Source organism: Desulfofundulus salinus, from assembly GCF_003627965.1.
Lineage (GTDB): Bacteria > Bacillota > Desulfotomaculia > Desulfotomaculales > Desulfovirgulaceae > Desulfofundulus > Desulfofundulus salinus.
Window position 1 is genome coordinate 938,524 of sequence record NZ_RBWE01000001.1, and the last position, 23,871, is coordinate 962,394.

A 23,871-nucleotide genomic window follows, 5' to 3' on the forward strand; every position below is an offset into this window, starting at 1 on the left:
ATGCCTTGGAAAACGTCCCTGTCTGGTATGGGCTTTAGCCTCCCAGAGGGTAAAAATGTTGACAACGCAAATAGCTCATATTTACAGTAAAGTTTACTTCTTTCCGGGATTGTGCTAAAATAAAACCGCTAAGCCTCCCGCGTATGGGGAAGGGAGACTTTTTAAATGGGGGTTCCCAGGTTGGATTCTCCTGACGAGGAGATCAAAAAATGGCTCAATCACATCGCCCTGATTTGTTTGAGCGAGGAATTTCAGGAACTCAAAAAGGAACTGGAGCAAATTTATCGCCAGTGCCAGGTAGAAAACTACACCCTTGTGGCCTTTGTTGACGCGTTATACGCGTTTGTCGCACAGGAAGAGGATAGCCGGATCTATCAGTCCGGGGTCTTCTAAATACGGTTGGGGACATGCGGATTATCATTACTGAGCACGCCAAAAAGCGCCTCAAGGATTTGCGGCAGGAAGGCATAACCATAGCCGATATTACGGCCGCTGCAACTAACATTCCCGGGCGCATACCAACAGCAACCCGCTTTCGCGGCTTTATTGCCCGGTCGGGCCGGGTTTTCGATATTGTGGCCAAAGATATCCCAGGCGGACGCCTGGTGATTACTATAATCGGGAAATAAATTTCCCGTGAACTGTTGGCTAGGGAACTCGTTTCTCCGGCGGTTAGCTTGGCCAGCAGCGATTACAGTTAAGGAGGAGGTGACTTCTCGGTGGCGCTGACATCTGAAAAGAAACAGGCCCTCATTGCCGAACACAGACTGCATGAAACCGACACCGGGTCTCCAGAAGTGCAGATTGCCATCCTGACCGAACGGATCAACAGTCTGACGGAGCACCTGCGGGTTCATAAGAAGGATCACCATTCCCGGCGCGGTCTGTTAAAAATGGTCGGCCAAAGACGGGCCTTGCTCAACTATCTAAAAGACAGGAATTTCGACCGCTACCGGGCACTGATTGAAAAACTGGGCCTGCGGAAGTAAAAAGGGCGGGGTACCTAACCCGCCCTTTTTCACTATAGGCCCACCGGAGCATTCGAGTCGACGTCGTACCTTTGGGCAGGTTCGCTTACCCTAAAAAGACAGTGGTATTTTTTACTTCGCTAGCAGGAAATAATATTTACTATGTAGAAGAACTATCAGTTATGAAAATTTAGGTAGGTAAACAGGAGGTTGGGTAGCTTTACATGGCAGAGAAACCCATTTTAATTAAAGAAATGGAAGTCGGCGGCCGCAGCCTGCAGCTGGAAACAGGCCGGGTTGCCGGGCAGGCCGGCGGGGCGGTCCTGGTACGCTACGGCGACACGGTGGTGCTGGTCACAGCTACCATGTCCAAAACGGTGCGGGAGGGGATTGATTTCTTCCCCCTCACGGTGGATTACGAGGAAAGGCTATATGCCGTAGGAAAAATCCCCGGCGGTTTCATAAAGCGTGAGGGCCGCCCCAGTGAAAAGGCTATTCTTTCCGGACGGTTGATTGACCGGCCCATACGGCCCCTTTTTCCCAAGGGCTGTCGCAATGAGGTGCAGGTGGTGGCCACCATTTTATCCGTGGATCAGGATAATGCTCCCGAAATTGCCGCCATGATCGGGGCATCCGCTGCCCTGCACATCAGTGAAATTCCCTTTCAAGGTCCCATTGGCGGTGTGATTGTGGGGCTGGTGGATGGGGAATATGTGATCAACCCCACGCTGGCTCAAGCGGAAAAAAGTTTAATGCACCTGGTGGTGGCCGGAACGCGTGACGCGGTGATGATGGTGGAAGCCGGTGCCAGGGAAGTGCCCGAAGACCAGATATTAGGGGGAATTGCCTTTGGGCACGAAAAAGTGAAAGAGATAGTTGAGTTTATCGAAAATTTCCGGGAAGAAGCCCTGGCTCTCGGCCTGGCCAAAGAGAAGATCACCCCCGTCCTGGCCCAGGTGGATCCCCAGGTAGAAGAGGCGGTTAGCGGGCCGGCGACTGAGGAATTGACGGCGGCCGTGCGGCAGTGCATTGAGCGGCGACTGGACAAACAGGCCCGGGAAGCCTTTCTGGATGAAGTGAAGGCTAAACTGGTGGAATCCTTCCGGGAAACCTTCCCCGAGCAGGAGCAATCCATCCTGGCCGTCATTGAGGCGGTAGAGAAAAAGATCGTGCGCCGTTTCATCCTGGAGGAAGGAATTCGCATTGACGGGCGCGCTTTAGATGAAATACGGCCCATCAGTGTAGAGGCGGGGATTCTGCCCCGCACCCACGGCTCAGGACTTTTTACCCGGGGGCAGACGCAGGTGCTTTCGGTGGTCACCCTGGGCGCCATTTCCGATGAACAGATTTTAGACGATCTGGGCATTGAGGAAGCCAAACGGTTTATGCACCATTATAACTTCCCTCCCTACAGCACAGGGGAAACACGGCCCATGCGCTCCCCCGGGCGGCGGGAAATTGGTCACGGCGCCCTGGCAGAACGGGCTTTAGAACCGGTAATTCCCGGAGAGGAGACTTTCCCCTACACCATCCGCCTGGTTTCCGAGGTCCTTTCTTCCAACGGTTCCACGTCCATGGGGAGCGTGTGCGGCAGTTGCGTGGCTCTGATGGATGCCGGAATTCCCATTAAAGCGCCGGTGGCCGGTGTGGCTATGGGACTGGTTAAGGAGGAGGACAAGGTTGCCATCCTCACCGATATTCAGGGCATCGAAGACCATCTGGGAGATATGGATTTCAAGGTGGCCGGAACGGCCAGGGGAATTACCGCCCTGCAGATGGACATCAAAATTCCCGGCATAAATGCGGATATTCTCGAAAAAGCGCTGGCCCAGGCCCGCGAGGGACGCCTGTATATTTTAAATAAGATCCTGGAGGTTATTCCTGCACCCAGACCGGAATTATCACCCTACGCGCCCCGCATTATTCATACCACCATAGATCCGGACAAGATCAGGGAAGTCATCGGCCCGGGCGGCAAGGTGATCAAGAAAATTATCGATGAAACGGGTGTGGAAATCGATATTGAAGACGACGGCCGGGTCTATATTGCAGCCGTAGATCCCGCGGCAGCCAAACGGGCCCTGGAGATCATTGAAAACATCACCAAAGATGTGGTGGTCGGAGAGATTTATACCGGTAAAGTAACCAGGGTCACCGACTTTGGTGCTTTTGTCGAAGTGGTACCCGGTGTATTTGGTATGCCGGGCAAAGAGGGACTGGTGCATATTTCCCATCTGGCCCACCACCGGGTGAACCGGGTGGAAGATGTGGTGAAAGAGGGAGACACCATTGTGGTGAAAGCCATCGGGTTTGACAACCAGGGACGTTTAAAGCTTTCCCGTAAGGAAGCTCTGCCCCCGGAGCCCAGGGAAGCAGCCCCTCATCACCGGCGTTCCAGGGGCCGCCAGGGCCGCCACTAAACCAAAAAATTCTTAACAAACTCCCCTACCATGGTTTACCTCGTGGAGGGGTTTTATTATTATTACTGGTGGGGTGTAGGGTCGTGTGGCGGCGTAATTTTGGGAAAAAAAGAGGCGATATAAAACCCTTTCCCGGCATATAAATGTGGTGATGAACTGGGAAAGGGTGGCAGGGGTGCGCGTTTATTTTTTTAGCCGGCATCGATTAATACGGGGCTTTTGGCTCGTAATGCTGTGTTTTTCCCTCCTGGCCTGGGGATACTGGTATAACCTCTCCTTGCAGGCGTTACCGGCGGTACAGCCGCAACCCATTTACCAGGGCAGCAGCCGGGAAAAGGAAATTGCTCTCACGGTAAATGTGTTTTGGGGCGAAGAGTACCTGCCCCAGATGCTGGATATATTGGAAAAAGAAAAGGTGCAGGCTACCTTTTTTATTGGCGGGCAGTGGGCGGAACAGTTTCCTGGGCTTACCCGGAAGATCCACCAAAAGGGTCACGAAATTGGCAGTCACGGCTATGCCCATCCCCACCCGGACCAGCTTTCCGTAAGCGGTAACCTGCAGGATATCCGCCGGGCGGAGGAGGTGCTGGTTAAAATAACCGGGGAGCGTCCGAAGTTATTTGCTCCTCCTTACGGCGAACACGGCCCGGCAGTGCTCCAGGCAGCCTGGGAAGCGGGATACCGGACCATCCTCTGGAGTGTGGATACCGTGGACTGGCAGCGTCCCGAACCCCAGGTCATCAGCAGCCGGGTGCTGGAAAAGGCCCATAACGGGGCTATTGTGCTTATGCATCCCACGGCTCCCACCGTAGAAGCATTGCCGGTAATTATTAAAGAATTAAAGGCCCGCGGCTACCGGCTGATAACCGTGTCCCATTTGCTGCGCCACCTGGAGGGTGATCAGCAGCCTGGTACGACAAACAAAACATAAACTGTTCCAAAACCGGGAAGTTTAGAGCTTGGACAGACTGGATTTAGAGGTGAAAAAGCTGTGCTTTCCCGGTTGATTTTTTCTTTGCTCCTGCTGTGTTGTTTTGGAGGATTTGGCATTCCAGTTGCACTGGCCGCTCCGTCCCAACCTGCTCTCCCGGTGTTTTTAAATCTAGGGGAATTACCTGTTTCTTCTTTTTCCGGGCAGGATCCTCCCCGGGTGACTGCCGATGCGGCGGTGCTTATGGAAGCCTCCACCGGACAGGTACTCTTCGCTAAAAATGCCCATCAGCCGCGCCCGCCGGCCAGCACCACCAAGATTCTCACTGCCCTGCTGGCTATCGAAGGAGGCCGGCTGGATCAGGTGGTTACAGTCAGCCCCCGGGCGGCGGCGGTGGGGGAGAGCAGCATGCACCTGTTCCCCGGCCAGCGCCTTACCCTGGAGCAGCTCCTGTACGGGGCCCTCTTGCGCTCGGGAAATGATGCCTGTGTGGCTATTGCCGAACATATCGCCGGCAGTGAAGGGAATTTTGTTTTCTTCATGAACCAGAAGGCCCGGGATCTGGGCGCCCGCCATAGCCATTTTTGCAACCCCCATGGCTTACCAGCCCAGGGCCATTTATCATCAGCCTATGATCTGGCCCTGTTGACCAGGTATGCCCTAAAAAATCCCACCTTTAGGGCACTGGTGTCCACCCGTTACCGCGGTTTTTTAAACCCTCCCTGGGGGGAATATCACCTGCACAATACCAATCGCCTGCTGTGGAGCTACCAGGGGGCCGACGGGGTAAAAACCGGCACTACCAGTGAGGCGGGCATGTGCCTGGTTGCCTCGGCCAGCCGGGAAGGCCGGCGGTTAATCAGCGTGGTGTTGCACAGCGATGATCGCTATGGCGATACCATGGCCCTTTTGGATTACGGGTTCACCTGCTTTAAAAACATGACCGTGGCAAAGGCCGGCCAGGCTTGCCGGCGTGTTCAGGTAACCGGTGGTGTTGTTTCTGCAGTACCCCTGGTCAGCGACCGTACCATTGCGGTAGCTGTGCCGGTGCACCGTCCACCGGCCGTGGAAAAGCGTTTTAACGTGCCGGCCGGCTTTACTGCACCGCTTCCTAAAGCCTTACCGGTGGGTAGTTTGGAGGTTTGGGTGGAGGGTGAACCGGTGGCCCGGGCCCGCCTTTTAACCGGTCGTTCCGTGGAAAGGCTGCCCGCTTACAAGCTGTGGTGGAAAAAACTGTGCGTAATGCCCCAAGACGCTCATGCGCAAGACAAGCGGCAGCTATAGAGGGTAAAAATTTGCTTGCGTCAGCCTTAAAGGATTTTAGCTCCAGGTGGCGAAGAGTTACACATGGTATGGCGTGCCAAACCAAGTTGATGTTGGAGGTGCGGCTGGTTGTTTCAAACCGTCAGGCTGGAGAACGGAGTCACTATTCTTACCGAAGATATTCCCCATGTACGCTCAGTAGTCTTGGGGATATGGGTAAATGTGGGTTCCCGGGATGAAAGCCCGGCTGTAGCGGGCATTTCCCATTTTATCGAACACCTGATGTTCAAAGGCACCGAGCGCCGTACGGCCCGGGACATCGCGGAGGCCCTGGATGCCGTGGGGGGGCAGCTAAACGCCTTTACCACCAAAGAATACACCTGTTATTACGCCCGGGTCCTGGATGAGCATTTTGACCTGGCTCTGGATATTTTGCAGGACATGTTGTTTCATTCCCGCTTTGCCGCCGTTGATATTGACCGGGAGCGCAACGTGATTCTGGAAGAGATCAAGATGTATGAAGATGCCCCGGACGAGCTGGTCCATGATGTTTTTGCCACCACCATCTGGCAGGGGCACGATTTGGGGCGGCCGGTTATCGGTACCGCCGAGGTTATTTGCCGGCTTTCCCGGCAAGAAATTCTGGACTACTACCGGCTCCACTACCAGCCGCAGAATCTGGTGGTGGCCGTGGCGGGGAACATTGATCATGACCGGGTCGTGGAAAAGTTGCGACCCATTTTTGAACCGTTAAGGGGAGAGCAGGTAACCCGCAAGCTGGTGCGCCCCGTTCCCCAGCGGCAGATTACCTGCCGGACCAAGGATACGGAACAGGTTCACCTGTGTGTGGGTGTACCCGGGCTGCCTCTAAATAACGAACGGGTCTACGTGTTTCAGGTGGTTAATACCATCCTCGGCGGGGGCATCAGTTCCCGTTTGTTTCAGGAAATAAGGGAACAGCGGGGGCTGGTGTATTCCATTTATTCCTATCACAGTTCCTATCATGATGCGGGGCTGTTTTGTATTTACGCCGGATTGAGCAAGGAAAACGTACCTGCGGTCATGGACATGATCTTCAAGGAAATCAGGGATATCCGGCAAAACGGGGTTAAAAGCGAAGAGCTGCACCGGGCCAAGGAGCAGATTATCGGTAATCTCTGGTTGAGCCTGGAAAGTGTGAGCACCCGGATGAGCAGGCTGGCCAAATCCCAGCTTTACCTGGGTAAAGTGGTGCCGCCGGAGGAAGTAGCTGACCGGGTGAAGAGGGTCGGTCTGGAGGATGTCCGGGAACTAGCCCGTGAAATGCTCAATCCCGAATCCTTTGCCATTGCCACTGTGGGCCCCTGGGAAGACTGCAGTATCCTGGAAGCGGCCGTGAAAAGGGTTGCGTGCTAGAGCTTTTGTCAAACTGCTCCCTGTTCTAAAACATGTCCCACTCCCATATAATGCTAGCGGGGGTGGGATATAATGTTAGTACTGGTCTTTGCGCTCCTGGCCATATTAATCATCCTTTCCATCCGGGAGAGAATGCGTCTGGCCGGCGTAAGAAATAAAGCGTGGGATGTATCTGAAATCAGCACGCCTTCTCCCCTTTCCCAGGCTTTGACCGGTCTGGTGGGCACGGCGGGAGGGATCTATCTTTCTTTAGTTCTGTTATTTACTTTTCTGGGCCTGCAGTTGCCCGAACGGGTTTACCTGGGGGAAGTGCAGATGGAGCCTCTGGCAGCCGTATCTATCGTCCTGGCCATTGTGCAACCGTTCATCATGAAGTTGTTTCAATTAAGACGCAGGATTTAAAAGGGGTGAGGTATAATGAGATTAAGCGAACTGGCCGGCAAGGAAATAGTAAATATTTATGACGGCGCCCGTTTGGGCATAGTGGGGGAAAGCGATGTGGCCATCGATATTGAGACCGGGCAGGTGCAATCCATTATTTTGCCCCGCCGGAGCAATCCCATCAGCTTCTGGTTTGATCGCCAGAGTCTAGTAATTCCCTGGGAGGCCGTGCGCAAAATTGGCAGCGAGGTTATTATCGTCGACCTGGATCAGGCCAACCTCAACCTGCGCCGGTATTCACTGTGAGTTTAAGTCCATTCCCGTTTGGACTTTTTTGTTTTTCATGGTATTTTTTAATGGTATGATCAAGGATCGGGCAGCAGGAAATAGCAAGATTAATGTTCATATTTTGAAGCAGGGATGCAAGACCATCTTGTAGAAAGGAAAATAAGGGCATGGTGACCGTTTGTAGAAGAACCGGGTCATTTGTACAATTATAAGGCAGGTCAACCATTTCATCTTGACATTGGCCAGGTTATATGGTTTAAATTTTAACAAACAACAGGAGGGAGGAAACTGGTTTTGCAGGGATAGGGGATGGGAAGCATCCCCATCCCCCAAAGCGTAAACCGGGTCTAACATTGATTAGAGTTGTCGTTACAGGTGCGTGCGGCCGGATGGGCCGGGAAGTCTTGAAGACCGTTTGGCAGGCTGAGGATATGGTCCTGGTGGGAGCAGTGGATGTGCGGGGGGAAGGCCAGGATGTGGGCCCCCTGTGGGGTGCTCCGGAGGTGGGGGTAACCCTGCAGGCGGATCTGGAAAAGGTGCTGGCGGAAACCCGCCCAGACGTAATGGTTGACTTTACCACCCCCGACGTGGCGGCGGAGAATATCAAAACGGCCCTTCATCACGGCGTGCGTCCGGTGGTGGGTACCACCGGAATGAGCACCAGGGAACTGGAAGAAATCCGTGCCCTGGCCGAAGAACTCAAGTTGGGTTGCGTGATTGCCCCCAACTTTGCCATCGGGGCAGTTTTGATGATCCGTTTTGCCGCTGAAGCGGCCAGGTACCTGCCCCATGTGGAAATCATTGAATTGCACCACGATCAAAAGCTGGATGCCCCTTCGGGTACCGCCATTAAAACTGCCGAAGTGGTGGCGGCTGCGCGGGGAGATTTCCGTCAGGGTTTGCCCACGGAAGTGGAAAAAATCCCCGGTGCCCGTGGCGGCTCCTTTGACGGGGGTATCCGTATCCATAGTGTGCGCCTGCCGGGGCTGGTGGCCCATCAGGAGGTCATCTTCGGCGGCCTGGGGCAAACCTTGAGCATCAGGCATGACTCCATTTCCCGGGAATCCTTTATGCCCGGTGTGCTGTTAGCCATTCGCCGGGTGATGCATCTGGAAGGAGTGGTTTACGGGCTGGAGAACCTGCTTTTCGAATAACCCATGACAAGCACCTCCCCTTTCGGTTCCTCATATATTGGTGGTAAATACGAGAAGCCCAAGGAGGGTTTGCCGGCCATGCAGCCAGATCTGCACGGGGTGACATTGGCCGTACTTGGCGGTGATGCCAGGGAGAAGATCCTGGTTGAACGGCTGGCGGTATTAGGGGCACACCTGAAAGTGGTAGGAGTACCAGTTGAGGGGAAGAATATCACTCCCTGCGGGGGAATCGCCCAGGCACTGGCCGGAGCTGACGCTTTGATTTTGCCCGTGCCCGGGATCGACAACCAGGGTCGTATTCACACGGCATACCTGGACCAGCCACTGGTTTTGTTGGAGGAACATCTAACCTTGTTAGTCCCTGGTTCGCCGGTTTTGGTAGGCATGGCCAGGCCAAAGCTCAGGGAAATGACGGGCCGGGTAAACCTCCGTCTAATTGAGCTAATGGACATAGATGAAGTGGCCATATTAAACTCCATTCCTTCTGCCGAAGGGGCTATCCAGGTGGCCATGGAGAAGCTGCCCATCACTATTCACGGCAGTAACTCCGTAGTGCTGGGTTTTGGGCGTACCGGTACCACTCTGGCCCGCATGTTGCATGCCCTGGGGGCCCGTACCGTGGTGGTAGCCCGTAATCCTGCCCAGCGGGCCAGGGCCTTTGAGATGGGACTGGGAACTGCCGATTTACCTGAACTTCCGGCCATAGCAGCAGAGGCAGACGTTATTTTCAATACCATACCGGCTCTGGTGTTAGATGAGCAGATCCTTTTGCGGGTACGGCCCGGCACTTTAATTCTGGATCTGGCCTCTTCCCCCGGCGGTACCGATTTTGAAGTTGCCCGGCGGCTTGGTATTACTGCTCTTTTGCTTCCCGGATTACCCGGCAGGGTAGCACCGCAGACCGCCGGGGAAATCCTGGCCCGGGTTGTTCCCCGGCTGCTGGCCGAACAATTGGCCCTCTAGCTTTCGGCTCTCCAGCGGAGGTGCTAGTCATGCGCTTGAAAGATGTACGGGTGGGTTTTGCCGTTACCGGTTCCCACTGTACTCTGGATGAAGTTATGGTCCAGGTCGAGAACCTGGTCAAGGAAGGTGCTATTGTTTACCCCGTCATCAGCGCGGTGGTGGATGGCACTGATACCAAATATGGTCCAGCCCAGAAGTGGAAGGATCTTCTTGGAAAAATCACCGGTCATGCGCCCATAAACAGTATTACAGGGGCTGAACCTATCGGGCCGGGCAAGCTTTTAGACGTGCTGGTGGTGGCGCCGTGTACGGGGAATACGCTGGCCAAGCTGGCCAACGGTATTACCGACGGCCCGGTGCTGATGGCCATCAAAGCTCACCTGCGCAACCTGCGTCCAGTAGTTCTGGCCATTTCTACCAACGACGGGCTGGGTATGAACGCCAGGAATCTGGGTTTGCTTTTAAATACCAAGAATATTTACCTGGTTCCTTTTGGCCAGGATAATCCCCTTGAGAAACCCAATTCCCTGAAGGCAAGGATGGACCTCATTGTTGATACAGTTCTTCTTGCTCTGGAGGGAAAGCAGATACAGCCTGTGCTCGTGAATGTGTCGTGATGACTGGTTACGGGGTAGCCAAAAAGAGATTTTTTTACATGAGGCCCGTACCTGAACCGATCGGGCCGGTTTTTTGATTTTAAAGTGGACGTGCCATTTAATGGTGTCAGGTCCATTTATGACGATTTTCTGTGACTGTTTTCGAAAGGAGGAATTTTTCTTTGTACAATGTAGTGGTTGTTGGGGCCTCCGGCGCGGTGGGGCAGGAAATTTTAAAGGTACTGGAAGAAAGAAACTTTCCCGTGGGAGAACTGAAACTGTGTGCCACCAGCCGTTCGGCCGGAAAGCAAATGGTTTTCCGGGGCAGGACTTACACGGTCCAGGAAACCAGGGTTGACTCCTTTGCCGGTATGGATATCGCCCTTTTCGCCGGCGGAGCCGCCAGTAAAGAGTTCGGCCCGGCGGCGGTAGAACAGGGCTGTGTGGTGATTGACAACAGCAGCAATTTCCGGCTGGATCCCCGGGTTCCCCTGGTGGTGCCCGAGGTGAATCCGGAAGATGTAAAGTGGCACCAGGGGATTATTGCCAACCCGAACTGTTCCACTATCATCATGGTAGTTCCTCTAAAGGCAATTAAAGATGTGGCGGGAATCAAGCGTGTAGTGGTTTCCACCTATCAAGCCGTTTCCGGTGCCGGTATGGAGGCCATCGAGGAGCTGACCGCTCAAACCAGGGCCGTACTGGATGGCGTTGATTACCCACCGAAAGTTTTTCCTTATCAAATAGCTTTTAACCTCATTCCCCACATTGATGTATTTCAGGAGATGGACTATACTAAAGAAGAGTGGAAGATGGTAAAGGAAACCCGGAAGATTCTCCATGACGACCAGCTGGCCATTACGGCTACTACTGTACGGGTTCCGGTTTACCGCAGTCATTCCGAATCGGTCAATGTGGAAACCATGGAGAAGCTGACCGCCCAGAAAGCCAGGGAGGTGCTGGCCAGTTTCCCGGGCATTGTGGTCCTGGATAACCCGGCCCGGAAAGAATATCCCATGCCCCTCTTCTGTTCCCACCGGGATGAAATCTTTGTAGGCCGCATCCGGGAGGATAACTCCATCGAGCGGGGGCTTAACCTCTGGGTGGTGGCAGATCAGCTGCGCAAGGGTGCAGCCACCAATGCGGTGCAAATTGCTGAATTGCTGATTAAATACCGTTGTCTTCGGGGGAGGCAGTAAATGAAGTTTTTAGTGCAAAAATTTGGTGGTACATCCGTAGCCACGCCACAAGGGCGGGAGATGGTGGCCGCCAAAGTGGTGGCGGCGAAGGAAGAGGGTTATATGCCGGTAGTGGTGGTCTCGGCCATGGGGCGCAATGGGGATCCCTATGCTACCGATACCCTGATCAATACGGTCAAGCAAATCAACCGGAATGTTTCTCCCCGGGAAATGGATTTGCTGATGTCCTGTGGTGAGATTATTTCCGGTGTGGTAATGGTGGCCACCCTGGAAAAAATGGGTCACCCGGCAGTCTTTCTTACCGGTGCCCAGGCGGGAATTATTACCGATAACAACTTTACCGAGGCAAGAATCCTGCGGGTTAAACCCGAAGCCGTCTTAAAACACGCCCGGGAGGGCAAGATAGTGGTGGTGGCCGGTTTCCAGGGGATCAGCGAGGAAGGTGAGATTACCACCCTGGGCCGGGGGGGCAGTGATACCACCGCTGCAGCCCTGGGAGTGGCCCTTAATGCCGAGTATGTTGATATTTATACCGATGTAGATGGGATTATGACTGCCGATCCCCGCATCGTGAGCGATGCCGTGGCCAGAGAGATGGTCACCTACGACGAAATCTGCCAGCTGGCCCATGAAGGGGCCAAAGTGGTGCATCCCCGGGCGGTGGAAATAGTGATGCAAAAAAATATCCCTTTACGAGTGAAATCTACTTTTAGCGATGCCCCCGGTACACTGGTGACCAGTTCCGGTGAAGTGTATAAGGGAACTATTGATATCACCAGGGACCGGACGATTACGGGCATCACCCAGATTCCCAACGTAGTCCAGTTTAAAGTAAATACAAACGGAGGGGAAGGTTTAAAACAGCAGCGCCGGTTGTTTAAGGGCTTGGCCCTGGCGGGCATCAGCCTTGATTTTATCAACGTTTATCCTGACCAGGTGGTGTTTACCGTTAAGGAGGAGGTGGCCGAGAAAGCCACCCAGGTGCTGGAAAATACGGGATTTGTAGCGGAAATTATACCGGGTTGTGCTAAAGTAGCAGCTGTGGGTGCTGGTATGACCGGTGTTCCCGGAGTGATGGCCTCAATCGTGGATGCCCTGGCCAAAGAAAATATTCCCATTTTGCAGTCCAGTGATTCCCACACTACCATCTGGGTACTGGTCAGGCAGGAGGATATGGAAAGGGCTGTGCGGGCACTGCATCGTCAGTTTATCAGTGGCGCATAGGTAGTGGGTAAAGCGGTACGCCTTAATACGGAAGAAGGAAGGTGAATATTTTGGCCGTTGATTTTGGGCGTGTGCTCACCGCCATGGTAACGCCCTTTGGTAAGGATCTGGCGGTGGATTTCCAGCAAGCCAGAAAGCTGGCCCGTTTTCTGGTACAATCCGGTTCCGATGGATTGGTAGTCTGCGGTACTACCGGTGAATCTCCCACCCTGACCAGGGACGAAAAGATCGAGCTCTTCCGGGTGGTGGTGGAAGAGGTTGGCGGGCAGGCTACGGTAATTGCCGGAACCGGGAGCTACAACACTGCCGAGAGTATCACCCTCACCCAGATGGCCGAAAAGGTGGGCGTGGACGGCGTAATGCTCGTGGCGCCTTATTACAACAAGCCGTCCCAGGACGGGTTATATGAACATTTTAAGGCCGTTGCCAACAGTACCAATCTTCCAGTAATGCTTTACAACATTCCCGGCCGGACCGGGGTCAACGTTCTGCCGGCAACGGTGGCCCGGCTGGCCCAAATCGAGAACATTGTAGCGATCAAAGAAGCATCCGGCAGCCTGGATCAGGTCAGTGAATTGCGCCGGTCTCTACCCGATGATTTTGCCATTTACAGCGGCGATGATTCCCTGACCCTGCCCATGATGGCTTTAGGGGCTAGGGGTGTGGTCAGCGTTTGCTCCCATGTGGTGGGGCCGCGGATTAAGGAGATGGTCAATGCTTTTACGGCCGGGAACACGACCCTGGCTACGCAGATTCACCTGGAACTTTTCCCGGTGTTCAAGACCATGTTCATCACTACCAGCCCGGTGCCCATAAAAGCCGCCCTCAATTTGCTGGGTTATCAGGTGGGCGCACCCCGTTTGCCCCTGGTCGAAGCCACGGCCCAGGAAAAGGAAATCATTAAAAACGTGCTGGCCAGCTTGAAGTTGATTTAACTCTCCTGCCGGGACGTCTCTCGCGTTAGAGCGGGCGGAGGCGGTGCAGGGGATTGCCAGGAGGGCGGTCGTCGCTAAGGAGCATGGAGCGACCCAGCACTCACTAGAACAACGGCTCGTTAAAATAGCTATTAAGCATATGTGACTAATGTACTCAAAAGAACTACCTTACCAGTGAGTGCTGGGCCGCCCAACTGGTTATGCGACAGTATCTATTAAAGAGCGTTTATGGGGAAAGTCATGCCCCATTTTTTTTATCGGGTTTATGGGGCAGGCTTTCTGGCAATTATTTTATTAGAGACGGCAGCGGCCCTTGTATAGCGGGAGGGAATCCAGTATAATTAGCATCGGGAACAATTGAGTTATCAGCAAGGCATACGTTAACAACGGAATATTTTCCCCGCCTTCTCCTGTTTTTTCTCACCGGAACTTGAGACTCAGTGATTTTTTGAAAAACAGGTTAGGAGGTGCGTTTTTGGCCAAGGAACCAAAACTGGCTCTGATCCCCCTCGGGGGACTTGGTGAGATCGGGAAAAACATGATGGCGGTGAGATTCGGGGAAAATATTCTGGTTATAGACTGCGGTTTAATGTTTCCGGAGGAAGAGATGTTGGGGATCGACGTGGTGATCCCCGATATCACTTATCTCCTGGAAAATAAAGATGCTGTGCGCGGTATAGTGCTTACCCACGGACACGAGGATCACATCGGTGCCCTGCCTTATGTACTTAAGCAGTTGAACGTGCCCATCTATGGGACCAGGCTTACCCTGGGTTTGCTCCAGGGTAAGCTAAAGGAGCAAGAAGTGGCCGGCGAGGCAAATTTGCAGGTGGTTAAGCCCCGGGATACGGTGACGATCGGTCCTTTTAAAGTAGAATTTATCCGGGTGTCCCACAGTATCCCCGATGCGGTAGCCGTGGCCGTTCACACGCCGGTGGGAGTTATTGTGCACACCGGGGATTTTAAAATCGATCAAACCCCCGTGGACGGAGAGGTTACCGACTTTTATCGTTTCGCCCAATTAGGGGAACGGGGCGTGCTGGTGTTGCTTTCCGACAGCACCAACGTGGAGCGGCCCGGCTATACCATGTCGGAACGGGTTGTTGGGGCCACCTTTGATGAGACCTTCCGGCAGGCTAAAGAGCGCATTATTGTAGCCTCCTTTGCTTCCAATGTGCACCGCTTGCAGCAGGCCATTACCACCGCCCACCGTTACGACCGTAAGGTGGCGGTGATTGGCCGCAGCATGATTAATGTGATCAATATAGCTCACGAACTGGGTTATCTTCATATTCCCGAAGGAACCCTGGTAGAACTGGAAGAGGCCAACCGTCTACCGAAAAATAAAGTGGTCTTCTTGTGTACGGGTAGCCAGGGTGAGCCCATGTCGGCCCTTACCAGGATGGCCCTGGGGGACCACCGGCAGGTGGAAATTCTTCCCGGTGATACCATCATTATTTCCGCCATTCCCATTCCAGGCAACGAAAAGCTGGTGGCGCGGATTATCGATCAACTGTTCAAACAGGGTGCCCATGTTATCTATGAGGCGGTTTCAGGCATTCATGTGAGCGGCCACCCCAGCCAGGAAGAACTTAAACTGATGATCAACCTGGTCAAGCCCCGGTTTTTCGTGCCGGTGCATGGTGAGTACCGCATGTTGATCAAACATGCGGATCTGGCCCGCAGTATGGGTATTCCAGCGGAGAATATTTTTGTGGCTGAAAACGGCCAGGTACTGGAGTTTACCCGTCGTTCCGGGCGTATTGCCGGGCGGGTAACGGCCGGGCGCGTGCTGGTGGACGGTTTGGGCGTGGGTGATGTGGGTAACATTGTACTGCGGGACCGCAGGCAGCTTTCCCAGGACGGGATCCTGATCGTGGTCGTAACCATCAATCGCGAACTGGGGCAGGTTATGGCCGGGCCAGATATTGTTTCCAGGGGCTTTGTTTATGTACGGGAGTCAGAGCAATTGATGGAAGAAGCCCGGCAAAGGGTAAAGGAGGCCCTGGAAAAATGCAACGATCGGGGTCTTTCTGAATGGGCGTCAATTAAAGCACAGGTAAGAGACGTGTTAGGGAAGTTCCTCTATGAAAAAACAAGGAGAAGGCCCATGATTTTACCCATCATCATGGAAGTATGATCACCGAATACCAAAAAGAGCCGGAAAGCCATGGATAAAGGCCTTCCGGCTTATTTTGTTTGCATGCGCGGGGCCTGCCTGGTGAAAACATGCTCCGCTTCACGCATAAAGTGGCAAGTTGTTTGGAAGCGAACCCCGCGTGGATTATCACGCGGGTTTTTCGTCCGTGTCAAGATCCAGTAGGCATCTCCACAAAATTTTTCCCGTTATGGATGTTCTGTGTAGATCTTATATTTTATTCGTAACATAGCCATACTAGAGAAGAGAAAAAACTAACGAGAGGATGGATAAAAGTGTCTGGTGATCAGAATATATGGGGTCACGAGGGAGAATATCCCTGCACGCCTCCGGACCCCCCCCCGGGAGAGCCCAATACAACCCCTCAGCGGGAACCCGGTAACCCCGGGTCTACCCCAACACCCCACCGGGTACAGGGGCGTACTAAAGAAAGCATGGAATCCATCAAAGAGCTGGGAGCCAGTCCCGTGCCCGAAGTTAAAAGCAACATTCACTGTTTAACTATTGTCGGCCAAATTGAAGGCCACCTGGTGTTGCCCCCCCAGAACAAGACCACCAAGTATGAACACCTCATTCCGCAGTTGGTTGCCCTGGAGCAGAGCCCGGAGGTGGAAGGGGTGCTGGTAGTCTTAAACACGGTAGGGGGAGATGTGGAAGCCGGCCTGGCTATTGCAGAAATGATTGCCAGCCTCTCCAAACCCACGGTATCCATCGTACTGGGCGGGGGACACAGCATCGGAGTGCCGATAGTACCCATGTCGCTACCCCAAATTTTAACCCGTTTTTGAAAGAGACGGAAGATGTTTTTAGCTTTTTTTTACGAGCAAACGCCCCATGGGAGATAGCTGCAACTGGTTGACCAGGTGGCGGCGCAATCTTTAGCAGCGCTATAAGTGTTCCGGCTTGTTGAGACAATATCCTGTCAGCGTGAGCGATGACGAGCGGTGGGCCGAAAGCCACCGCTTTTTTATTGGGAGGTGACGTATTGTGAAAGAAACGATTCCATTGATGTCTGCCCGGAATAATGGAGCTTTTCCAGGCCGGGGGAAATTGGTTGAAGTAACGGGGCGTTCAGACACTGATCATTTCGGACCCCATTTAAAAAAATGTGTTAACTTCACAACTTTTAAAAGGAAAAACTTGCTTGACGGAGAAATCTCTCATTTTGAGTATCAAAAGGTTTATGTCCATCAAACCCTTGATTTTTCACTTTCGTTTGACATGCGTTCCAAGAATGAGGATGTGGTCGGGTACGGGGGTGTTACATTGAAAATACTGGCCGGTGGAAAACCCCCATTGACTTTTGAAGAAGAATTTACCGCGGTGGATCTTTATTGCGGTTGCGGGGGGGTGACCGAGGGACTGAAGCAATCCGGTTTCCGCGTCGTTGCCGCAGTGGACAATGACCCGGTTGCGTGTAAAACCTATAGGAAAAACCATCCCGAGGTCAACCTGTATGAAAGCGACATAGAAAATGTCGACCCAATGATCATAAGAAGGGAAGACTTGAAAGGTTGTGACGTGGACCTGTTGGTGGTATGCGCCCCGTGTCAACCATTCAGCAGCTTGAATAGAAACAAGGGGAGGGATGGGAGGGCCGACTTGATTCTTCAGACGGTTAGGTTCGCCCGGGTTCTTCGTCCCGCGGTCATATTTTTGGAGAATGTCCCCGGGTTGACGCGTTACGATGAAATTATCAGCAAATTGAAAGAAGAATTGAGGGAATTGGGCTATCGCGTTGGAGGTCCCCACAAAATCAACGCGGCGGATTACATGGTTCCCCAAAGACGAACCAGATGCATTTTAATGGTTACAAGACTGATTGATCCTCCGCAACCGCCGCCGCCGCTCACCCCGGAGGGTTCGAGGATTACCGTGAGAGCGACAATAGGAAAGTTGCGTCCCCTTAAGTCGGGGGAGAAAGATCCGTGCGATCCCCTCCACGCCGCACGAAAACACAATGAACTCACGATTAAAAGATTGTCTCATATTCCGAAAGACGGAGGAAGCAGAAGCTCCCTGCCGTCCGAACTTCAGCTGAAGTGTCACAAGGGCCATGACGGACATCCGGACGTCTACGGCAGGATGGCATGGGACTCGTTAGCCCCGACTTTGACGACGGGTTGCACGGATGTAACCAAGGGACGGTTCGCCCATCCCGAGCAGGACAGGGCCATCACCTTGAGGGAGGCGGCCCTGCTTCAGACGTTTCCGAAGACTTACGAGTTCGCGGGGGGACCCACCGCCATAGCAAGGCAGATAGGAAACGCCGTTCCGGTTGAAATGGTCAAGGCGTTGGCTCCGACTTTTAAAAAGAGCATAAGGGAGATCAGGGAGAGGGAGAAAAGTGAGGTATACCGAGAAGCAGTTGGAGGCTATCAATCACAGAGGGGGCAATCTCCTGATCCTGGCCTGCGCGGGTAGCGGCAAAACCGAAGTCATTGCCAGAAGGATCGCCATGCTCGTGAGCGAGGGGGTGCCTCGGGATTCGATCGTGGCCTTCACCTTCACGGAAAGGGCCGCCGGTGAGTTGAAGGCCCGCATCAGAAGGCATCTCGACGAGCTTCGCCGTGAAGGACGGCTGGACGATGCCGCTTTGGGATCGATGTACGTGGGCACCATTCATAGTTTCTGTTTGCAACTATTGAAAGAGATGGACCCCCGATACCGTAATTTCGAAATTTTGGATGATGTAAAGCAGGTCGCCTTTATAGTGTCCAATTACCTCGATTACGGAGGACGCGGTTTGGGTTTGGAACGCCTGGAAAACGGAAGGAGCAGAATAGAGACGGTGGAGGCGTTCTTGAACACCCTCAACAGGATGTACATCGAAAATATACCCGTGGCTTCCGTTCGAAACCCGGTTTTAAGGGATGTCTTGATCCGGTATCACAACTTGACCAGAAGCAGGCCCAACTACTTTTTGGATTTCGATTCCATCATCGCGGAAACCTTGGAGTTCCTCCACTCCAATCCTTCCGTCAGGAAGGAGGTGCAGGAAAAATTCCGGCACATCGTTGTCGACGAATACCAGGACGTGGACCCGCGACAGGAGGAACTGATCCGGTTGCTTTCCACGGACGGAACCGGTGCCGAAGTATGTGTAGTGGGCGACGACGACCAGTCGATATACGCCTGGAGGGGGGCCGACATATCAAACATTCTAACATTTGAGGAACGCTATCCCCGCGTCAAAAAAATAGAACTGACGGACAACTTTCGTTCCACCCACTGTATTGTGGAGATTGCAAATCGCGCGGTAAGGGGTGATTCCAGACGCGGCCATGCGGTACGGGGGCTTTCAAGGCGTCTCGACAAGGATATGCGCGCCCGTAAATACGATCCGGAGTCGGATCGGTTCGTGGAAACAATGGCCGAACTCGGCGACGTGCACAGACTGGTTTTCGGATCCGAGGAAGAGGAGGCGTCGTTCATAGCCGCGGAGATAGAGAGACTCCGCGGGTTGCAAATCGAGGACAGGGACGGCGTCAGGGGATTGGACTACGGTGACATCGCGGTTCTATACAGGAGTGTAAAAAACGGTGTCCGCACATTGATGCGGGAGTTGGACGCCAAGGGCATACCATATGTGGTGCGCGGGACCACGGGACTGTTCGATCACTCGGAAGTCCGCCTGTTCCAAGCAGCTTTTTGTTTTCTGGCGAGGATGAGATGCAGCTTCAGAGATTCCGAAACCGGCGAAGTAACAAACTTGAACGAAGCAGATATCAGAGATTTTATCAGAAAAACCGTTGAAGAAATGCGGGACAGGGGAATCATGCCCCACGCCAACCCCGCTATTTTCCTGGAGTGGCTGGCGTCGAAGAGACGCGAGCTCGGATTGAGTGCTCTTCCCAGAGGACGCAGACCCCGGGGGGTCGGACGACGCATCTATCCCCAGGATTTGTTCCAGGAAATGCTTGAAATACTGGGGGCCAACAGAGGACCGGAACCGTGGCCCGACAATGTATTGTATAATTTGGGCAGGTTCAGCGATCTGATTACGAGGTTTGAATCGGTGCACCAGTGGGTGACGCCGCAGGACTTGTGGGATCTCAACTATTTTTTGGGGACCTGGGCCTCCAGGAAGTCGGAGGAGGGGGGGCTGGACGACCCCAGTCTTCAAAATGCGGTTCAGATCATGACCGTTCACCAATCGAAGGGGTTGGAATGGCCGGTGGTGTTTTTGCCGGGGCTGACAAGCCGGCGTTTTCCCTCACAGAAGCGCTATTCAGGTCAGGAAGTCCTGTTGGAGGATGACGAATATATCGGAAGGAGAAGCCTGGGAAAAAATGACCCCGATCGTATTTTGAGGGACGACGAGGAGAGAAGACTTTGGTATGTGGCGGTGACCAGGTGCAGGAAATTCCTTTATTTGACCTGCTTTACCAGAAGAGGTACGGGGCCCTCGCCTTACTTCGCGGAAATAGAACACGACTATGTTCTCGATGAGAACACCGATCCTTCCTCGCCCCGTCCTCGTACGGTACCGCGCCGTCCCGCGAATACCGAACTGCTCCCCACGACCTACAGCGACCTCAACTATTACTGGGCCTGCCCCTACGATTACAAACTGCGCAGGCTGATGGGGTTCAGTCCGGGCGTCAGGGAGGATTACGGTTACGGCCAGCAGATACACAATCTGCTGGCGTTGATACACGAAAGGGCGAAAAAGGGCGGGGTCGACGAGGAATGGGTCAAGGAAGAGGTGGGAAGGAGATTCAATCTGAGGTACACCACGGGAGATCCCTTTGAAAAAATGAAAAACGCGGCCGAGAGAACTTTGGTCAGGTATGTAACAGAATTCCCCGACATTGAACATTATGTTTTCGAAGCGGAAAAACCATTCGAGTTCATCATGGGGGACGCCATGATAAGCGGTACCATAGATTTGCTCAACCGTGTGGAAAACGTGGATCAAAACGAAGAAAGTTCCAGAACACCCGTTGAAGTGGTCGATTTCAAGACCAAGAGGAACGGTGACGATCTCCCGTTGGAGGACAGACTGAAAGACGCTTCAATGCAGGTTGTCCTTTATGCCATAGCCGCTGAGGAGTCGCTGGGTTACGATGCAAGGGAGGGGTCGGTCCACTTCCTTTACGCCGACAGGCCCCAGGACAGGGTGTCGGTGGATATTTCCGAAACGGCCCGGAACAAGGTGCGGGAAGCCGTGGCAAATGCGGTAAACGGCATCAAGGAGGGGCGGTTTCCGAGAACCGGGATTGAAACAGGCCGGTGCAAGGAATGTGATTATAAAAGTTTGTGTCCCGGTTCGGCGGCTTGCGGGAAGAACGAGGGCGAGAAAGGGTAAAAAGTGTAGTGTCGTGTTCGCGGGGACATGCAACCGTGAGCGATTTGCAGGCGAGTGCCGGTATAGGGGTGGCGGTTTTAATGGTGGACGTGTTCGATCGGGCAAAGAGATCGGAAGTGATGTCCAAGGTCAAATCCAAGGATACAAAGCCGGAAATGACCTTGAGGAAGGCATTGTACAAGGCCGGTCTCCGGGGATACAGGGTCAAAACCAAATTGCCGGGGTCCCCCGATATCGTTTTCACCCGGGTGAAGGTGGCCGTTTTCGTGGACGGTTGCTTCTGGCACGGTTGTCCGGAGTGCTATTCGGAGCCGGGGACCAATGTAACGTTTTGGCGAAAAAAATTGGCCGAGAACCGGGAGAGGGATGCCAGGGTGAACAAAATGCTGGCGGATATGGGTTGGAAAGTGCTTCGTCTTTGGGAACATCAAATAGAGAAGGATTTGAACGGTTGCATAGATGCGATCAAAGCGTCGATTTCCGGGGACGGGCATGTCCCCTCCGAGTACAACGCCGGTTCGAGTGGGGAAAACGCCAAGTCATTGACCAAAACGGGGCGACAAGGCCGGCGGACGGTGTTGTCGGTCGAACCGTCGAGCGGGGGTGATTTTGGTGGATGACAGGTTGGTTATGCAGGTGCAGATGACTGTGATAGATCATTTGGGAATACAGCTTTATTCCCATTTGGCTCCGGTTATCTGTGAACTGATCGCCAACAGTTGGGATGCCGACGCCAACAACGTATGGGTATCCGTTCCCGAAGTTGCGGTGGACGAGAGTTCCGAGATCGTAATCCGGGACGACGGGGAAGGTATGACGTTTCAAGAAATAAACGAATACTATCTGCAGATAGGTAGAAATCGTAGAAAAAATTTGGGCAAGGACAGGACAAAAGGCGGACGCAAGGTTATCGGCAGAAAGGGACTCGGGAAGCTGTCCGCGTTCGGTGTCGCCGACGAGGTCATGGTGGAAACAGTCAAAGAGGGTCGGCGGGTGGCTTTTGTTTTAAACATTCACGACATACGGCGTTCCGAGGGACTTTACGAACCTCCCGTGTTGGTTGACGAACCGACCGACGACCCCCCGGGTACCACCGTGACACTAAGAAAGCTGAAACGGAAAAGGCCCGTAGACATCGAGAGTTTGAGACGGCAGATTGCAAGGCGTTTTACAATATTGGGCCAAAGTTTCAATGTTTATCTGAACAATGTCGAAATAACCCTCGATGACCGCGGTTACAAGCTCCAGTACAAATGGGAAATAGATGAATGGGTGGATCCGGGCAAACAACGACGAATCAAGGGTTGGATAGGTACGCTGGAGAAACCGGTGCGGGAGGATTTCGGCAAGGGAATAGTTGTAACGGCCCGGGGGAAGTTGATTCACGAGCCGACTTTTTTCGGTGCGAGCGGCGGCAAGCAGGTCGCATATTCGTATATGGTCGGTGTTTTGGAGGCGGATTACCTGGATGATGATCCGGACAAAGACCTGGTTTCCACTGACAGGTCGAGTATTATAACGGACTCGGAGGAAGCTCAGGAACTATTCGAGTGGGCACGAAAGAAAATTGCGGAGATATCGGAGGAATGGTCCGATAAACGAGCCAGGGAGAGGGAGCAGGTTATAAAGAGTCTGGAAATAGTGGACAGCTGGTACCGGAAACTCGGAACCCACGAAAAAAGACTTGCCGACAGGGTTTTTCGCGCAATTGCGTCCGTTCCCGATCTTCCGGATGAGAAAGCGCAGGAGTTCATCGAGTACGTGATAGACTCCATAGACCACCGGGCCTTTAAAGATTTGATCGCCGATTTCAAGGGCACGGAGGACGAATTGAAACTCCTTGAGTTGTTCAGGGAATGGGAAGTGCTCGAGGCAAAGGAAATGTTGCGCGTCATGGAGGGACGTTTCGCGACCATTGAGAAATTTGAAACCTTGGTAAGGGAAAATGCAAAGGAGGTACCCACTCTTCACAATTTTTTCAAGGAATTTCCGTGGATGCTGGACCCGCGATGGACCGTTTGGAAGGACGAGGCCACTTATTCCAATCTGCTGAAGGAACGTTTTCCGGAAGGTGACGATGTTCCGGAGGAAAACAGGCGCATTGATTTTCTGGCCGTCGGTTTCGGGCACACCCTTAACATAATCGAACTGAAGAGACCCCGCGCAAAAGCGGGGAAGAAGGAGTTCAGCCAGGTCCAGGAATATCTGGAGTTTATACAGACGTATGTACGTGAAGAGGGACGGTTTTCCGATGTTATCGCCTATTTGGTTTGCGGGGGGATAGTGGATAAGGCCGAAGTCAGAACCAAACGCGACATTGCGAGAAGAGTGGGGATACATGTTTTGTTCTATTCGGAGCTTATGGACAGGGCCAAGGCATTGCACCAGGAACTGATTGAAAAGTACCAATCGTTGAAAGAGCGGAAGAAGACGGCCGAACAGGTCGGTGAGACCAGGAGTCTTGTGGCGGTGGGCAAATCCGGCGATTGATATTTCTTCAATAACATTGACGGCGGAGGTGCCGGGCCTGGTTACAGGTGTGATCATGGGACATTTGCAATGAGTTTGTCCCTTACAAAATTCGTTAACATCAGAAAAGAATAATTCGGGAATTATGCCATAACCAGAGGACTTCGTTTTAAAAGCCAATCCCGCGTGACAAATCACGCGGGTTTTTTTTGTGGG

20 protein-coding genes and 1 pseudogene are annotated in these 23,871 nt (G+C 53.3%); all 21 read left to right on the forward strand.

Going from position 1 to position 23,871, the window contains the following annotated elements:
• Positions 1-165: 165 nt before the first annotated feature.
• The 21 genes and pseudogenes from D7024_RS04810 (at position 166) to D7024_RS04910 (ending at position 23,676) form a co-directional block, all read left to right on the forward strand.
• Positions 166-393 carry a hypothetical protein gene (locus D7024_RS04810; protein ID WP_121450766.1) on the forward strand — a complete coding sequence of 76 codons (228 nt, stop codon included), beginning with the start codon at positions 166-168 and terminating at the stop codon, positions 391-393.
• A 14-nt stretch (positions 394-407) separates the two neighbouring features.
• Positions 408-629 carry a hypothetical protein gene (locus D7024_RS04815; RefSeq protein WP_121450767.1) on the forward strand — a complete coding sequence of 74 codons (222 nt, stop codon included), beginning with the start codon at positions 408-410 and terminating at the stop codon, positions 627-629.
• Positions 630-719: 90 nt separating this feature from the next.
• Positions 720-989: a 30S ribosomal protein S15 gene (gene rpsO, locus D7024_RS04820; RefSeq protein WP_013823572.1), complete on the forward strand. Its 270-nt coding sequence runs from the start codon at positions 720-722 to the stop codon at positions 987-989.
• 203 nt (positions 990-1,192) lie between these two features.
• On the forward strand, positions 1,193-3,388 hold the full coding sequence (locus tag D7024_RS04825) for a polyribonucleotide nucleotidyltransferase (protein WP_121450768.1): 2,196 nt from the start codon (positions 1,193-1,195) through the stop codon (positions 3,386-3,388).
• A gap of 229 nt (positions 3,389-3,617) precedes the next feature.
• Positions 3,618-4,319 (forward strand): polysaccharide deacetylase family protein, encoded by a 702-nt coding sequence (locus D7024_RS04830; RefSeq protein WP_243113695.1) that lies wholly within the window; start codon positions 3,618-3,620, stop codon positions 4,317-4,319.
• A 60-nt stretch (positions 4,320-4,379) separates the two neighbouring features.
• Complete coding sequence (locus D7024_RS04835; protein ID WP_121450769.1) at positions 4,380-5,603, forward strand: D-alanyl-D-alanine carboxypeptidase family protein; 1,224 nt, start codon at positions 4,380-4,382, stop codon at positions 5,601-5,603.
• A gap of 108 nt (positions 5,604-5,711) precedes the next feature.
• Positions 5,712-6,977 (forward strand): M16 family metallopeptidase, encoded by a 1,266-nt coding sequence (locus D7024_RS04840; RefSeq protein WP_121450770.1) that lies wholly within the window; start codon positions 5,712-5,714, stop codon positions 6,975-6,977.
• Positions 6,978-7,049: 72 nt separating this feature from the next.
• On the forward strand, positions 7,050-7,379 hold the full coding sequence (locus D7024_RS04845) for a hypothetical protein (RefSeq protein WP_121450771.1): 330 nt from the start codon (positions 7,050-7,052) through the stop codon (positions 7,377-7,379).
• Positions 7,380-7,394: 15 nt separating this feature from the next.
• Positions 7,395-7,664, forward strand: a complete 270-nt coding sequence (locus D7024_RS04850) for a YlmC/YmxH family sporulation protein (protein WP_121450772.1) — start codon at positions 7,395-7,397, stop codon at positions 7,662-7,664.
• A gap of 335 nt (positions 7,665-7,999) precedes the next feature.
• Entirely contained in the window at positions 8,000-8,800 is an 801-nt protein-coding gene (gene dapB, locus D7024_RS04855) for a 4-hydroxy-tetrahydrodipicolinate reductase (protein WP_121450773.1), read from the forward strand.
• Positions 8,801-8,878: 78 nt separating this feature from the next.
• Positions 8,879-9,763: a dipicolinate synthase subunit DpsA gene (dpsA, locus tag D7024_RS04860; RefSeq protein WP_121450774.1), complete on the forward strand. Its 885-nt coding sequence runs from the start codon at positions 8,879-8,881 to the stop codon at positions 9,761-9,763.
• 29 nt (positions 9,764-9,792) lie between these two features.
• The gene (locus D7024_RS04865; RefSeq protein ID WP_121450775.1) at positions 9,793-10,380 is read left to right on the forward strand and encodes a dipicolinate synthase subunit B; all 588 of its coding nucleotides are present in this window, start codon (positions 9,793-9,795) and stop codon (positions 10,378-10,380) included.
• Positions 10,381-10,541: 161 nt separating this feature from the next.
• Positions 10,542-11,558, forward strand: a complete 1,017-nt coding sequence (locus D7024_RS04870; protein WP_121450776.1) for an aspartate-semialdehyde dehydrogenase — start codon at positions 10,542-10,544, stop codon at positions 11,556-11,558.
• Entirely contained in the window at positions 11,559-12,782 is a 1,224-nt protein-coding gene (dapG, locus tag D7024_RS04875; RefSeq protein ID WP_121450777.1) for an aspartate kinase, read from the forward strand.
• A gap of 50 nt (positions 12,783-12,832) precedes the next feature.
• The gene (gene dapA, locus D7024_RS04880; RefSeq protein WP_121452468.1) at positions 12,833-13,717 is read left to right on the forward strand and encodes a 4-hydroxy-tetrahydrodipicolinate synthase; all 885 of its coding nucleotides are present in this window, start codon (positions 12,833-12,835) and stop codon (positions 13,715-13,717) included.
• 475 nt (positions 13,718-14,192) lie between these two features.
• Positions 14,193-15,857, forward strand: coding sequence for a ribonuclease J (locus D7024_RS04885; protein ID WP_121450778.1), 1,665 nt, complete (start codon positions 14,193-14,195; stop codon positions 15,855-15,857).
• Between the two features lie 311 nt (positions 15,858-16,168).
• Positions 16,169-16,624, forward strand: a pseudogene (locus D7024_RS04890) (ClpP family protease); the annotation flags it as partial.
• 238 nt (positions 16,625-16,862) lie between these two features.
• Positions 16,863-18,299: a DNA cytosine methyltransferase gene (locus tag D7024_RS04895; RefSeq protein WP_207666893.1), complete on the forward strand. Its 1,437-nt coding sequence runs from the start codon at positions 16,863-16,865 to the stop codon at positions 18,297-18,299.
• Entirely contained in the window at positions 18,223-21,186 is a 2,964-nt protein-coding gene (locus D7024_RS04900) for an ATP-dependent helicase (protein WP_121450779.1), read from the forward strand. The genes D7024_RS04895 and D7024_RS04900 overlap by 77 nt, the downstream gene beginning before the upstream one ends.
• Before the next feature lie 35 nt (positions 21,187-21,221).
• The gene (locus D7024_RS04905; RefSeq protein ID WP_243113696.1) at positions 21,222-21,806 is read left to right on the forward strand and encodes a very short patch repair endonuclease; all 585 of its coding nucleotides are present in this window, start codon (positions 21,222-21,224) and stop codon (positions 21,804-21,806) included.
• Positions 21,799-23,676 carry an ATP-binding protein gene (locus tag D7024_RS04910; RefSeq protein ID WP_121450781.1) on the forward strand — a complete coding sequence of 626 codons (1,878 nt, stop codon included), beginning with the start codon at positions 21,799-21,801 and terminating at the stop codon, positions 23,674-23,676. Before D7024_RS04905 ends, D7024_RS04910 begins: the two co-directional genes overlap by 8 nt.
• Positions 23,677-23,871: the final 195 nt, after the last annotated feature.

Excerpts from the sequence above, each read along its gene's own strand:
- D7024_RS04810 (WP_121450766.1), top strand. The coding sequence starts at position 166 with ATGGGGGTTCCCAGGTTGGATTCTCCTGACGAGGAGATCAAAAAATGG.
- D7024_RS04815 (WP_121450767.1), top strand. The coding sequence starts at position 408 with ATGCGGATTATCATTACTGAGCACGCCAAAAAGCGCCTCAAGGATTTG.
- D7024_RS04825 (WP_121450768.1), top strand. The coding sequence starts at position 1,193 with ATGGCAGAGAAACCCATTTTAATTAAAGAAATGGAAGTCGGCGGCCGC.
- D7024_RS04830 (WP_243113695.1), top strand. The coding sequence starts at position 3,618 with ATGCTGTGTTTTTCCCTCCTGGCCTGGGGATACTGGTATAACCTCTCC.
- D7024_RS04845 (WP_121450771.1), top strand. The coding sequence starts at position 7,050 with ATGTTAGTACTGGTCTTTGCGCTCCTGGCCATATTAATCATCCTTTCC.
- D7024_RS04850 (WP_121450772.1), top strand. The coding sequence starts at position 7,395 with ATGAGATTAAGCGAACTGGCCGGCAAGGAAATAGTAAATATTTATGAC.
- dpsA (WP_121450774.1), top strand. The coding sequence starts at position 8,879 with ATGCAGCCAGATCTGCACGGGGTGACATTGGCCGTACTTGGCGGTGAT.
- D7024_RS04865 (WP_121450775.1), top strand. The coding sequence starts at position 9,793 with ATGCGCTTGAAAGATGTACGGGTGGGTTTTGCCGTTACCGGTTCCCAC.
- dapG (WP_121450777.1), top strand. The coding sequence starts at position 11,559 with ATGAAGTTTTTAGTGCAAAAATTTGGTGGTACATCCGTAGCCACGCCA.